Source organism: Pseudoalteromonas sp. NZS100, from assembly GCF_015864815.1.
GTDB lineage: Bacteria > Pseudomonadota > Gammaproteobacteria > Enterobacterales > Alteromonadaceae > Pseudoalteromonas > Pseudoalteromonas distincta.
Genome location: NZ_JADYWM010000001.1, coordinates 64,775 through 78,223 on the forward strand (window position 1 = coordinate 64,775; position 13,449 = coordinate 78,223).

14 protein-coding genes are annotated in these 13,449 nt (G+C 38.0%); 5 read left to right on the forward strand and 9 right to left on the reverse strand.

The window, feature by feature from the left end:
• Window positions 1-288: 288 nt before the first annotated feature.
• Window positions 289-2,991, forward strand: a complete 2,703-nt coding sequence (locus I6E69_RS00320; protein WP_197120331.1) for a VCBS repeat-containing protein — start codon at window positions 289-291, stop codon at window positions 2,989-2,991.
• Window positions 2,992-3,091: 100 nt separating this feature from the next.
• On the opposite strand, the gene I6E69_RS00325 is transcribed toward I6E69_RS00320, so the two are convergent.
• Complete coding sequence (locus I6E69_RS00325) at window positions 3,092-3,436, reverse strand: hypothetical protein (RefSeq protein ID WP_231619667.1); 345 nt, start codon at window positions 3,434-3,436, stop codon at window positions 3,092-3,094.
• A gap of 145 nt (window positions 3,437-3,581) precedes the next feature.
• On the opposite strand from I6E69_RS00325, the gene I6E69_RS00330 reads away from it, so the two are divergent.
• Window positions 3,582-4,940, forward strand: a complete 1,359-nt coding sequence (locus I6E69_RS00330) for a serine hydrolase (protein ID WP_197120332.1) — start codon at window positions 3,582-3,584, stop codon at window positions 4,938-4,940.
• Between the two features lie 58 nt (window positions 4,941-4,998).
• Here I6E69_RS00330 and I6E69_RS00335 read toward each other — a convergent pair whose 3' ends face one another.
• From I6E69_RS00335 to I6E69_RS20565, 8 genes are all read right to left on the reverse strand, one after another.
• Window positions 4,999-5,340, reverse strand: coding sequence for a YajD family HNH nuclease (locus I6E69_RS00335; protein ID WP_024604747.1), 342 nt, complete (start codon window positions 5,338-5,340; stop codon window positions 4,999-5,001).
• Window positions 5,341-5,377: 37 nt separating this feature from the next.
• Window positions 5,378-6,313 carry a hypothetical protein gene (locus tag I6E69_RS00340; RefSeq protein ID WP_002958046.1) on the reverse strand — a complete coding sequence of 312 codons (936 nt, stop codon included), beginning with the start codon at window positions 6,311-6,313 and terminating at the stop codon, window positions 5,378-5,380.
• Window positions 6,314-6,425: 112 nt separating this feature from the next.
• Window positions 6,426-7,013, reverse strand: a complete 588-nt coding sequence (locus tag I6E69_RS00345) for an ACP phosphodiesterase (protein ID WP_197120333.1) — start codon at window positions 7,011-7,013, stop codon at window positions 6,426-6,428.
• Window positions 7,014-7,236: 223 nt separating this feature from the next.
• Complete coding sequence (locus I6E69_RS00350) at window positions 7,237-7,470, reverse strand: ChaB family protein (protein WP_039485228.1); 234 nt, start codon at window positions 7,468-7,470, stop codon at window positions 7,237-7,239.
• A gap of 16 nt (window positions 7,471-7,486) precedes the next feature.
• Complete coding sequence (sodC, locus tag I6E69_RS00355) at window positions 7,487-8,056, reverse strand: superoxide dismutase family protein (protein WP_024596323.1); 570 nt, start codon at window positions 8,054-8,056, stop codon at window positions 7,487-7,489.
• A gap of 573 nt (window positions 8,057-8,629) precedes the next feature.
• Window positions 8,630-9,124 (reverse strand): general stress protein, encoded by a 495-nt coding sequence (locus I6E69_RS00360; protein WP_197120334.1) that lies wholly within the window; start codon window positions 9,122-9,124, stop codon window positions 8,630-8,632.
• Window positions 9,125-9,336: 212 nt separating this feature from the next.
• On the reverse strand, window positions 9,337-9,897 hold the full coding sequence (locus tag I6E69_RS20560) for a hypothetical protein (protein WP_231619668.1): 561 nt from the start codon (window positions 9,895-9,897) through the stop codon (window positions 9,337-9,339).
• Complete coding sequence (locus tag I6E69_RS20565) at window positions 9,894-10,556, reverse strand: hypothetical protein (protein WP_231619669.1); 663 nt, start codon at window positions 10,554-10,556, stop codon at window positions 9,894-9,896. The genes I6E69_RS20560 and I6E69_RS20565 overlap by 4 nt, the downstream gene beginning before the upstream one ends.
• A 350-nt stretch (window positions 10,557-10,906) precedes the next feature.
• On the opposite strand from I6E69_RS20565, the gene I6E69_RS00370 reads away from it, so the two are divergent.
• The 3 genes from I6E69_RS00370 (at window position 10,907) to I6E69_RS00380 (ending at window position 13,443) form a co-directional block, all read left to right on the forward strand.
• Window positions 10,907-11,152: a DUF4235 domain-containing protein gene (locus I6E69_RS00370; RefSeq protein WP_002958040.1), complete on the forward strand. Its 246-nt coding sequence runs from the start codon at window positions 10,907-10,909 to the stop codon at window positions 11,150-11,152.
• Window positions 11,153-11,535: 383 nt separating this feature from the next.
• Window positions 11,536-11,844, forward strand: a complete 309-nt coding sequence (locus I6E69_RS00375; protein ID WP_197120335.1) for a hypothetical protein — start codon at window positions 11,536-11,538, stop codon at window positions 11,842-11,844.
• A gap of 555 nt (window positions 11,845-12,399) precedes the next feature.
• A complete protein-coding gene (locus I6E69_RS00380) occupies window positions 12,400-13,443 on the forward strand; it encodes an acyltransferase (RefSeq protein WP_197120336.1) in 1,044 nt (347 codons plus the stop codon).
• Window positions 13,444-13,449: the final 6 nt, after the last annotated feature.

A 13,449-nucleotide genomic window follows, 5' to 3' on the forward strand; every position in this document is an offset into this window, starting at 1 on the left:
GTTTTAAAAGGCCGTACTACCAAGTAGTAACCGGCCTTTTTTTTTGGACGCTCAATTAGTACCGGCTATGCGCAACAGCCGTACGACTATTAATTATCTCAAACCAACCACTTTAGCAGTCGTTCAATTTACTTATGTTTACAAATAACTATGATTTAACTAGATTTACTGATTATTTTTATTCACAATTCGTTCACTTTTATATATTAGTTATGCTCAGCGTCATGGCTAATCTTATATTTCAGTTTATTTATATGGCTTATCAAAGCTCAGATTAAGGAAGATGTAATGCGAAAGCTACTCTCTGTAATATTTTTATCAACGAGCTTCATTTCCGGTTGCGGTGGCGGGGGTGAAGACGCCCCAAACTCCGCTGTACCTGCTGTTAATGAAACATCAAAATCAATTAGTGCCACTTGGTTTTACGAGTACCCAAATAAATGCTTAGAAACATTTCAGTTTAATACAGATGGTAGTTTCGAAATCAATTCTAATCAGTCGAATGTAACCGGTAGCTACTCATTTGATGCATCTGTTGATAGCGGTGAACGTCACTCATTAACCCTAAGCTTTGAGCAACAAAATCAAGGGTATGACTGTGAAAGTTCTTTTGATTATATTGTTGGGGCTAACCTTGAGCTATTTGCTAGTTTTCCTAATGAACAACAAATGCAATGGTATGAATCAGGCGCTGGCGGCAGTGCTATTTTTACACTTGATAGAGCAATAACGTTGTCTTTATCAAGCGCACCTACTGAAGCAAAAGCAGGCGAAGAAGTTACATTCAATGTAAATAAAGATGCTGAGTCAGACACCCCAGTCGAGTTATTATACGGACCCAATGGAATGACGGTATCAAGCAAAGGGGAAGTAAAATGGACCCCACTATTGCCTATGATAACGCAACAAAATACGGTTAAATTTGCTTTTACATCTGATAGAACCCTTGAGCCATTAGTTAGTGAAATAAATGTAACAATACAAAACTTTAAAGCACCTACAATGCGAAAGGATATTGAGCTCACCCATATATCTAACGGTATGCAAATTGGTAACTTCATTGGCGATGAAAATAACGAAATGTTGGTGCTTGATAAATTAGGTGGACTGTCTGTTATATCTCAAAAAAGCGATGGATTCGAATCAATTTACAGCTACCCATACTCTTTTGGCGGTAATCAGAATGAAATGCGCCTATCTGTATTTAAAGAAGATAATGGCGCAAACAATACCTTTGTAGGAACAAATAATAATATCTATCAAGTAAGTGGTTTTACACAGCCCCCTCGCAGTGTATTTTCGACAAATAAAACTATCCACAATTTTATGGTAAAAAATATTGATAGTGATAGCGAACCTGAATTAATCGTAATTTTTGGTGAAAGCTATAGCGCTAAAGAAGCTGTTGTTTACGACAATAATTTTCAAACAGAGCTTTTTAGCTTTTCTCTAGAGGGAGATTCTCCTATTGAAATAGCTGTTGCCAATATCGATAGCGACACATCATTAGAATTAATACTCTCAAACGGTGAAATTTTTGATATCCAAAGTGCTAGCAGTCAATGGTTTAACGCTGACGGCTTTGGCCCAATTATGGCAACGGGCGACGTAAATAGCGATGGTATAGATGAGATCATTAGCACTGGAGGATGGAATTCGATAACAGTATGGAATGCTAATGATCGCTCTCAAATCCTAACTATTAATAATCAGGATAATTGTTCTGTAGCCACAGCAAATATAGATAACGACCCAGCCGATGAGATAATAATTGGCGACTGCCAATGGGGTCAAGTTCACGCCTACGATATTATTGATAATACCCATGCAGAGCTGTGGACACTGCCACTTATAGATCATGGCAGCGCTGCGATGGTTGTTGGCGATATTAATAATGATGGTAAAGAAGAAATTGTTTGGGGGACAGGCTTAAGCAGTTCAGGTAAAGATATACTAGTAGTCGCTGGTATTACTCCAAATCCCGAAATTTTATGGCATAACGCAAATAGAGAATCACCTTCACAATACGATTCCTATATTGCAGCTGGGTGGGCAAATATAAGCCCTGAAAAAGAGGCGGCAGTTTATATAATTCCTAGTACAAATAGTGGCTATATTCGCCCTCGATACTTAACTATGAATGAAGATGGTGAAGTTACACCTAATTATAATAGCTCATCAAATATTCTCGAAGCAGCCCTAGCAGCAATAGGTGATATAGATTCAGACAATTATGATGAATTATTTATATTTGGAACTCGCAATTACTCTCCTTCCCTAAACGTAATTGAATTAGAGTCTGATATTTCTAAATGGCAAGTAACGACAGAAGATGACTCTTCTAATTATAATGCTTTAGAGGTTACTGATATTAATAACGATGGCTATGACGATGCATTAATAGCCACATATGAAACACTTACCGTACACGATATTAGTAACAATAATATTCTAGCTACATGGACAGCTAGCAGTGCCATCACCTCAATTACTGCCACAACAAGTACTTTAGGGGAAAAATTAGTAATACTAAGTACTCGAGATAGCCTAACAACTCTTACCTTTGAGAATAATAAACTGAGCATGCGCTCCAGTTCAGTAAACTCAGAGGAATGTAAGAGTCTTTATGCACAACCTCAAACGGATAGTGTTTTATGTTTTTCTCCTGAATACTCATATCAGGGTAATTTAGTTACTTTTTCATTAGACTTAGAACTATTACTAAAAGCTCGAATTAATGGTGAAGTAACAGGCCTAATACAATTACCTGATTCTGATAATGTATTAATAACCACAAACTCAAGTGACAATAATTATTATTCACAATCAAGTCTTATCTCTGAAGTTAGTACAAAGACAGGTGACATTGTATGGCAAGGCTACCCATTAGCGGGAGAAGTAATGGGTAACTCAATAAAATTTGGCAAAATAGGTAAAGATACAGTGCCACTAGTTTTTGGCACTAATGTTGGAATGTTTTTAACTCATTAATTTAAATTAAAGGGCTACTTGTGGTTTATTAAAAATAATAAACCACAAGTATGCGCGAGAAAGTAGAGATAATTTAGTTTTGACTAAATAAACATGAGGTTTAAAAACTAAAATTAATAGCAACAGAAAAAATAGTTTTTATAATAATACTAACTAAAAAAGCCACCATAAAAAACATAGCAAATGCTGAAACAGCCCCGCCACCGGTATACCCTGCTTTAGCTTTTTCCACCATCAATACATAAATTCCTAACCCTACGCTTACCTTAAACCATAGCCAGTAATCGTTGCTAAAAAGAGGAATTGCAGCAAAACCTATTATGGGCACTAATATTTTGTCCTCTTCGTTTTTGTGTAATAAATAAAAAGCCATAATCGCAATATAAAATAGAGCCGTTATATCAGGCATATAAATAACTTCCTTGTAAGAAAATAATAAAACCAATAAACGCGGCGATTATACCTATTACTGAGTCCCTATAAAATCTGATAATTGTGTTTACTTTTTAGCTGTGCAATATTAATTCACTAATAAGTACAAGGATTGCTAAACCTATTTACAGGTTTGGTATAAAAATAAAAGGATGAATATGATTAAGCCATTTTACGCTAGCTGTTTGTTAGCCCTCTCGCTATTAACACCCAGCCTTGTAAAAGCAAACCCGACAGCCTCGCAGTATCAGGAAATTCTTAACGAGAGCCTAGTTGAAAACGAGCCCGGGGTATCGGTAATTATAAGTAAAAATGGCAAAGTACTTTTTAAAGGAGCGCGCGGGCTTGCCAACCTTGAGCATAACATTGCACTTAATGAGCAAAGCGTTTTACGTTTAGGTTCTATTTCAAAACAATTTACTGCAGCTGCAATTATGATGCTGCAAGAGCAAGGTAAGCTAGCGGTTACCGATGATATTCATAAGTATGTTGCAAGCTTTCCTACTGAAGGCAACCTCGTCACAATCGAAAACTTATTAACCCACACCTCAGGCATCGCCAACTACACAGATGACGACGATCTCTTTGATAAAGAAATACAAGTACCCACCAGCGTTGACGATGCGTTAGCGAGATTTGCCAAACACCCAATGGTGTTTAAACCCGGCGAAGCGATGGCTTATTCAAATACCGGCTATTCACTGCTTGGTAAAATAATTGAAGTGGCAAGTGGCCAGTCTTACAAAGACTTTATTGAACAACACATATTTAAAAAGCTAAAAATGAACCAGAGTAGTTATGAAGGGCAAGAACTTGTTGCCCATCGCGCATCTGGCTATGAGCAAACAGAGCAAGGATTTATCAACACCAGCTACATTAATATGGATTGGCCATATGCCGCTGGTGCGCTTATATCTACTCCAACTGACTTAAACATTTGGTTTAGTGCCCTATCGTCTGGCAGGCTCATTAGTAAAGCAAGTTATGAGAAGATGGTCAGCCCTTTTAAACTCAATGACGGCAGCTTTTCATCCTATGGTTACGGATTAATTATTAAGCCTTTGAATGAATACACCGTAATTAAACACACTGGCGGAATAAATGGCTTTTTAGCACATGCACGCTATATTCCAGAGCAAAAGCTATATGTTGCAGTACTGGCTAATTCAAACCACATAAACCCTATTTTTATCAACGAAAAACTCACAGCCAAAGCACTGGGTATTGCGCTCCCCGAGTTTAAAAAAGCAGATGTAACAGCGCAGCAGTTAGCGCCCGTATTGGGTGATTACCGTATTGATAAAAACACCTTACGCAGCCTAATTTTTGAAAATGACGTTTTGTACTCTAAGCGCACCGGTGGCGATAAAACAAAACTTATTACGATGTCTAAAAATAGCTTTTACTATCCTAATTCAAACAATTACTTAGTAATAGAAAAAGACAGCCAAGGCCAATTAGTAATGAAGTATTTTAGTGGATTATCAACAACGCCCACTGAGGCGATTAAAATTTAGCGACAAGTTTGAGCGAGGCACACAATGCTTCGCTCTTGCTAAATAGCTCTCTCTAAAGCTACTTTGATTTATTAAGCATCGCTTTTAAATCGGCAAATGGAGAATGCGTTGCAGCCTCAACTTTTCGCTCTGTAGTCGACCCGCCATACATAATATGTTCGTGGTATTTATTGTGCTCATTGTCGTGGCAATAAATACACAATAACTCCCAGTTACTGCCATCCTCTGGATTATTACTATGGTTATGATCTATATGATGCACCGTTAACTCACGTAAATTAGAGTACTCAAACTCACGGGCACAACGCCCACATACCCAAGGGTACAATCTTAAGGCTTTAATTCGGTACCCTTCCTCTTGCTTCACATAAGCCTGAGGCACTGCGTTATTCTTACTCATAGTATTCCTGATAAATTTACTATTTCGGTGATCAATACTAAAAAAACTTAATTACTGACAAATCACCAAAAGAAGTATCTATATGCCGGCCTGTTTGCTCCCACGCGCGTAGTACGACCATAAGTTTTTTATTGTCGGAAGTCCAAGAAATTCCACCGCCGTATGCTTCAACTTTTTCGGCGCCCGAATCTTTTAACCCCAGCCCAGGGTTTGTGTTTTGAATATGCCCTTTACCTACTTTGTATTCAGCAAATACGTGAACATTATGCGGTAACGAAAATGATAAAAGCGAGCCAATACTCGCCCCATACGAATTAGAAATTAATTTAGTGACCTGTGGTGCAGACGAATTTAAAAAATCAGCCTGAAACACAATATTATCTTTATTCTCAAGAGATACATGCTTGAAAGACCACGCGCCAACAATACTTAACGACATATCAAATTTGTTACTTAACTTTGGCCTATTAAGAAAAAAATGCTCAAACAAAGACGCTTTATTATTGAAGGTATAAAAGTTGTGTTGGCCAGATAGCTCAAACTTGGTTGAACGTGTATTTTGCGAGAAAATTTGATCCGTTTGATTGCTGCTTAAATTGCTAGCCGTGCTTTGCAGCCCTTCAAGCGTTTGATAGTTAAATGTGATTTTAGAATTTTTAAATTTTCTATACGAGAGCAGTATATCTTGTGTTTTTGTTTCAACATCATCTTCAAAAATATCGGCTGAGTAACCAATTTCAATGTCGTTAATATCAAAAAACACACCCACACGCTGGTTATTTATGGGCTCTAACGAAAACAGTGTTTTTTGATTACTCCCAGCCAAGTCGTCGTATATTAGCGCGTGGCTAGTGCTTGGGTTTGAAATAGTGGTTCGTACCGATTTTAAGTCGAAGTCAAAAGCTAATACAGAACCAGATAGAAATGCCGATAAAACGGCAAAGCCCACAATAACTAAATAATTGCGATTCATTAAAAACACTCAAAAATTAATTTGTATTAGAGTAGCGTTTTTTACACCTTAACTTATCACAAAAGATTAACAATTTATGAAAACTTTAAATAAAGTTCTTTGTCTAACTTTTTTAAGTGCTTTCAAGGTCAAACTCACTTACATGCTTAACCAGCTCCGGAAAAAACGCTAAGAACACGGCTTCTAATTCATTGTAGTTACGCGCTATATCATCAGCCGCGCCCGCAAAAGTGTTCGTAAAACGAATGCGTTTGGCTATGTTATCGAGCGCAAGCCCTACTCCCTCAACAGTTTCGTACTCTTTAAACCAATCGTTTTTAGTCATACTTCTTACAACATGCTGCATTCGCGCTGGCATAACAGGTATACGGTTATTTAAAAGCTGATAGCTGGTGTACTTAAAATCACTTAAAGGTTGCTTGCTAAATCGTTGCCAATGCACAATTAAAAAGTGATCAAACACCACATCAATAGCCACACCAGCAAAGCGTTTACGCTCGGGTGAAAAGTATTGTTTAGCGTGTTTAACTTCGCGGTGAGAGTCGGTAAATTTATCAACTAAATAATGGTTATCGAGGCCATTTTTAACTGTGTTTGGTAAGTGTTTTACATATCTTTTTCCACCAAAGTCACCCAACAGGTTCCCAAAGTGAGAATCGGCTGTGGGCTGCGCTAAATAAAGATGAGCTAAATAATTCAAAGTGTTCTCTGATTGGCTAATACAAATAAATAATAACGCAAATTTAAACCAAACTCACATTCGTGTTTAAAGCAGTACTTATGGTTTTGCTTACCAGTTTTTACTCAAACAGACTGCAAAGTATTGTATAAACATCGCAACTATAAAACGAGTATATAAAAAGCCGCTATATCAGCTATGGCGGCTTTTTAATGCTTAAGCTTTGTTGTTAGTTTGATCAAAACTAGTTACTCGACTTTACCCAATTTCCATTATCATTTTTGCTATAACTATTTTTAACCGCCGACCAAGCTACTTTGTGCGCTGTTGTTTCGCGGTCATCATCGTTTTTTCTATCGCTAGGGTCCTTATAGGTATCCCACGCACTATTAAACGCCTCTTGATATATCTCTTGAGCATGTTTAGGTAAGTTACTTTTTACCGACTCAGGTAATTCATCACGATTTTTATATGGCATAACTTGCTCCTTTTATTTACTCAATTACGCCACAAGCAACACGTTTGCCACCGCCACCTAATGGCTTTGGCTTATCTGCATAGTTATCACTTCCTTCGTGAATCATTACTGCGTGTTGTTTAAGTTTTTCAAGCGTGAGCCTTGGCGCTAAAACAGGCGATTTAGCTTGACCACTTTCATTTACATACAACGCCGGTAAATCGCCTAAATGGCCATCCCCCCAAGGAGCATCATGATGCTCGCTAGCTTTTGGATCGAAATGCCCACCAGCGGCGCCCCCCGGCACAACTTTATCGCCTTTTTTCTTGGGTTCACAACTTGCAAATTGGTGAACATGAAAACCATGCTGCCCCGGTGTTAAACCTTTTAAACTTGGTGTAAAAACAACACCGTTATCATTTTCTGTTAGTGTAATAGTACCTAGTGATTGCCCTTGGCCTGACTTAGTTACTTGGTGCATTTGAACTTTTACATTAGCCAGTGCGCTATTTTGTAGTAACACACCGGTAAGTAGTATCGCAAAAGCTGGTTTTAAAACACGGGTTGAAGGTCTTTTAGCGTTTGAATCAAACTGCAAACAATTCATCGTCATCTCCTCGTTTAGTATCAAATTAATAAAGCAATAACGCTAAATTAAGCGACTATTAAACAAGTAGTTTCAATGTATATACCAGCCCTACGCGTAAACATGATTTTATGTATTATTTATTTTTAATCTATTGATTAAAAAGTAAATTTATAATTTTTATTAATTTTAAATAAATAGCTAATTAATTAAAAAAACTGACTTTCATCCAAAAGTTAAACAAAAACCAAGGCATATTTACAAACAGAATGGCAACTTTACAAAACTCATAAAAGAAGATTACCAACGCTCCAGTCCAAAAAGACAAGCCAAGTTAAAAGGCAGCTATTATATAGGCGGTAGTCTCGAGAGTTGGTGTTGTTAGGAGGGCCTTACGACATGTAATAAAAAGCGCCTATCTAAATAAGTCTTTTCTATAATCAAAGCATGTTTAAAACCAATTTACTTATATATGGAGTTTATTTAATGACAAAAAATTACGTTAATATTTATGATTGCTCCGCCGTTAAAAACGAAAAAAAGGTGAAACTAAGTTTCACCTTTTTAATTAATATTGAAACTAATTAGTTAGCATTAAGCCATAGAAACGTTACTTGCGCCTGCATTATTAAGTATTTCTTCAATAGCGTTTTTGTTATCACTATCGTACTTAACACCAATTAATATAGAGCCCTTTTCAATGGCATCTTCATAATACTTAATTTCGTGCTCAGGAATAAACGCACCAATTGCAGCACCTAAAGTACCACCAACTGCGGCGCCTGCGCCACCAGCAGCAAATGCTGCGACTAATGGTCCGGCAACTAATAAGCCCGTACCACCTGTTGCTACAGTACCTACTGCAGTAAAACCGCCAATAATTGCAGCAAGAATACCACCTGAAGCCGCACCTACAAGGCCACCTTCAGCGGCTTTTGTACCTTCGTCTACAGCAAAATCTTCCTTTGCGTATGAGTCGTTGGCTACAATGCTTATGTCAGCTTCATTAATACCTAAAGCTTCTAATCTATAAATTGCGAGTGTTGCTTGTGATGCACTTTCGAATAACCCAGTAATAACGGTACTCATAATAACTCCTTTATTTTATTTAAGAAAATACACTTACTACTAAGCAAAACCCAAACCACAAATTTAACTATTAAAAATCAACAACTTACACAGGCAATTGTATCAATTCACTTATTTAAAAGGTAAAAATTGCTAAGCTTTGTAAAAAACTCCTACCTAATATAAGAAAACTTACTAGTAAGCAGTACGCAGCTTTAAATCAAAATAAATTATTACTTACTCCACGTAATTTCAGCTAATTGGTTGGTCGCTGTTTGATGAATGATCAACCCATTATTCCCCATGCGCATATGCCTAATTAAGCCAGAGTAGACTCCTTCTTTACTCGGAATTTGCCAGCTCTGCATAGTTTCGGTACTAAGGTCGAACCTTACTAAGGTTTCAGGACGCTTGGCTGACTCGTTAAACCAAATGGCCTTATCGGCATATTCAATTGCATACGGGTGGCTGTTTTCACCGCTGGGATTATCCCACTGCGTTATTTTACCGTTTTTGGGGTTATAGCGGCCAAGTTTACCCATGCCAGAGTTAACATAAAAAACCATATCGTCAGGCGTAATGGCTAATCGCCTAGTATGCGTTTTAGCGCCTGGGAGTTTAATCTCACTAAGCTCCATGGTATTTTTATCAACTTTAATCAAACAGTTACTACCATTACACGACACCCACGGCGTACCGCTTGAATCGAGCTTAATACCATATGGGCGTGAGCCTTTAGTGGGTAAAGTAGCCAATTGAATATCGCCAGTTGTAGGGTCTAGCTTGCCAATCATATTGCTATGCTGGAGGGTAAACCAAAATATTCCGGCCTCATCAAATACACCAGTATGCGGGTCGCGGGCATTTTAAACACTTTAAATTTTTCGGTTTTTAAGTCTAAATATCCAACCGTGCCATTTTTATTGCCTAAAAACCAAGGGGTTTGATTTTTATCAAGCGACACACTGTGCGCATAGGTGCCACTTGGCAGTGTGTACTCTTTCATATCGCCGGTTTGAGGGTCTAACCTGCCTAAAATATTACCCCACTGGCCAACCCACCAAATAATGCCATTTTTGCCTTGCACCGGATCGCGAGCCCGTTGCCCAAGCGTTGGCACTTGCCAGTACTTAAAATTGAGCTTTAAATCGCCCGTAACAACCTTAGACTCGCGCTTAGTGTTAACAGGATAATGCTCAGCTAAATAAGCACTTATATCTTTATTAAGCGCGGTATCTGCGCCCGCATCAACCATATAGCTTATTAATGTTTGCCAGTCCTGCTGGCTATAACCCGCGCTGCGCTCAAGGTTAGTTAAACTATGGCAACTAGCACAAAGCTGATCAACTACTGGCCCCTTATCGTTGCTCAGCACTGGTAGCGGTGCAAACAAAGTGCCCGACACAGCCATTACCAAAACGTATTTATTAAATAAAAATCGATTTTTACTCATAACGCCCTCCCTTGTTTTTTAATATTAAAGCATAGGGTGAAAGTGTTTACTATCTGTACAGAAATGAGTGCGATAAGCCGCCTAGAAGGTAAGTTAAATTGCAGAGTTAATATCTAAAAAGAAGATTTTGAGCAGAGTTGCGCACGCTCTACAATGGTTATTTAGCTTGTGTGTAAATGTGGTGAAAGTGTGATGTGAGTGTGGTTTTAAACGACTAATTTGCATAAAACAAGAACGCCCTGATTTAAAAGCGCCTCAGCCTATCGGTACATAAATTGCTGTTATTAATATTCTTACTTAAAGAGTTATACATAAATAACGCTGCCGTTATTTATAAAAAGGAGAACATTATGAGTAATAAACAACTAATTACGACAATAGGTATAGGTCTCGCCGCTGCATCTGCAGGTATGTTAACAAGGAAAACTTTACAAAAATCGTGGGAAAAGGTTACCAACGAACCAGCCCCAAAAGATAGACCAAGCGAAGAAACAGATCTTAAAGAGGCCGTTACATGGGCTGTAGTCTCAGGTATTGGTGCGGGTGTTGCAAGAATGGCTGTACGCTACGTACTAGACAAACGCCGCTCCAAATAAACCCACCCAATTAATACCTCTTATAAGTATTAAGCGTAGTGTGGTGAGGCGCTAAAGGCTCCTTGCGACAACCACTCCCCAGTTGTCGCAAGCAACTTGGCAAAAGCCTAGGTTAAGGTTACTTAACTATTGAGCTAAAAAATATATTAATACCCAAATCGGAGTTCAGTGATGAAACTTAAAAAGTCGGATGACGCGGCTGCGCCACTTATCCGACCTACATAGGTTGAAAAACTGGAGGTGCTTTGCAACAGACCCTTTATTTTAAGCAGATACACTCTATTAAACATTAACTCCCTTTCAAAGTTGTTGCCTGCCTACAAGCTTGCGTATAATGCCCACATTCCGGCTGCATTTTTTAGCCGCTAACTTGGATTTTAATAATGAAAAAACTCTCTGCAGTGCAAATAAAACAGCAAGCGCTTGTACTTAATACTGCTGAAAAATTAGAAGAGCAAGGCCGCACTGAGCTACCTGGTATGTTGCAATGCTGGTTTGATGTGGAATATCACTTATTTCCAAGTTCACTACTGCTGTGTTTTCAGTTTGAAAACGAGCAAGCCTTAGCAGCCGCAGAGCCTGATTTATTAAAATGGCAAAAGCGTTTAAGCGGCGCAATGCTTAAAAAAGGTGTTATTTTAAAAGATATGCGCAAGCATTTAATATTTACGCTCAAAGGGCCTGATGACTAAATTAGGCTTAGGTAATAGTGAGCAATCCCAACTAAAACCCATGATTAAAAAAGTGGATACTGCCGCGCTCGTTTATAAATCGATATTTGAGTCTGTAATACGAGCAAAATCTGCTTGAGCTTATATAGCGGCAATCAATTACTCAACTTCTCATATTGCCCTAAGATCAACTGCTGATCTTTTTGTTCAGCAACCACAAACGAAAACACATAGTTGCCCTCTCCCCCATTCTTAAATCACTAATAACAACCTGTTTATTTTGTTGATAAACACCGTACAGCCCTTTGGTAATCGTTTTAATAACACGGCCCGCTTTGCATCATTGAGCTTAGTTAGCAACGCGTTTTCTGTAGGTAAAATTGAATATCAATGTTTTTAACTTCATCAAGCACAGATACATAAACCTCAAGGTGGCATTTTGGCGATACATTTTAAGTAGTAATATTTACCTCGTTTAAATTTGTAAGCTTTGAATACGTATGTAGTGGGTATCTATCGCAACACCTGAGAAGTAACATAATTATAACGTATATTTAACGGTAGATGACTCTGTCTATGTCTTCACATATTTATCATTTACAAGCCTTTAGAGGCATTGCGATCTTAAGTATTGTCGCAGCTCATGCGTGGTCATTTGCTATTTTTTGGACTGGCGATTTAGATTCTCTCGGTTTAAAAGCGCTGTTTTACTCAACTGAACTATTGTTTCACGGCAGCACACTATACTTCGCCATTATCTCGGGATTACTTTTCAGCAAAGTTTTACAGAATAAAGGGTGGATTTCATTTTATAAGAGTAAAATACTAAATGTTGTTTTACCCTATGTTGCCGCAAGCACAATAGCGACAGCTGTGTACTGGCAATATTATCTTGCTGATGGTGCAGCAACCGATATATCGTTTATTATCACTGTCGCCACAAATCTAGTATCCGGAACCGCAGCTATTCAATTTTGGTACATACCGATTTTATTGGTACTTTTTATATTGACACCATTGCTAAATTTTGTGAATAAACGCGCGCCAAAGCTTATGCTTCTTTTTGCATGTGTGCCCTTAATTATATCTCGCAGCGCCTTTCCTGATTTTTTAAGCATGCAGAGTTTGGTGTATTTTTGTGGTGCATATTGTTTCGGAATGATAATAGGGAGTCATTACGAAAAGGCAATGGCTACGGTCAATCAATATAAAACGTGGTTAATCGCTTTTACTGCCTTAATCAGCGCAGCCATCCTTATCCAATATATTAATGAATATAAAGTAGATGGGTGGTATTCATCCCGACAAACTCTTTTCTACATTCAAAAAATCTTAGCTTGTTTACTAATCTTAAAGTGGCTTCAAAATATTGAAACACGTCTACCCAAAGCCATATGCAACATTGGTGAATATTCGTTTTCTATTTATTTTTACCATGTGTTATTCGTTGGCTTTCTAATTATGGGCCTACAAGACTATATTCAAAGTCACCGAGATGCCTTCATTATCGGCTTATTAGGTATTGCAAATATGATTGTTGGAGTCGGTACAACAATGGCCCTCGCATGGCTAATAAAGAAACCAGTAGGGCGACACTCACGAAAGCTAATCGGCTCCTAACGTATT